Source organism: Neisseria sp. HMSC065D04 (assembly GCF_001815675.1).
Lineage (GTDB): Bacteria > Pseudomonadota > Gammaproteobacteria > Burkholderiales > Neisseriaceae > Neisseria.
Genome location: NZ_KV821522.1, coordinates 1 through 362 on the forward strand (window position 1 = coordinate 1; position 362 = coordinate 362).

Here is a 362-nt window from a genome sequence, read left to right on the forward strand (position 1 = left end):
TCCCTCGCCAAAAGCCTGAACAAAGCCGCCCAAACCGCCAACAACCACCACACCGATGAAGAAACCCAAAGGGGTCGTCTGAAAGACGCCCTCAAAGACCTGAAAGAGGCCGGTTTGATCCAAACCGCCCCCGCCGGCATCGCTACCGCAACCCAACAAAGCCAACTGCACACTGCCAATGAAAACATCCACCTCGTCAGCGGCAACCATACCGACATCACCGCCGGACAAAGCCTGACCGCCCATGCAGTAGAAAGCCTCAACCTGTTTGCGCAAAGCAGCGGCATCAAGGTGCAGGCCAATCAGGGCAAAGTGGAAGTACAGGCACAGAATGACGAGCTGCAGCTGAATGCGCTGAAGGA

At 56.6% G+C, this 362-nt stretch carries 1 protein-coding gene; it reads left to right on the forward strand.

The features are described 5' to 3' along the window. The coding region (locus tag HMPREF3050_RS08150; RefSeq protein WP_141758422.1) for a DUF2345 domain-containing protein at positions 1-362 on the forward strand (362 nt) is incomplete at both ends.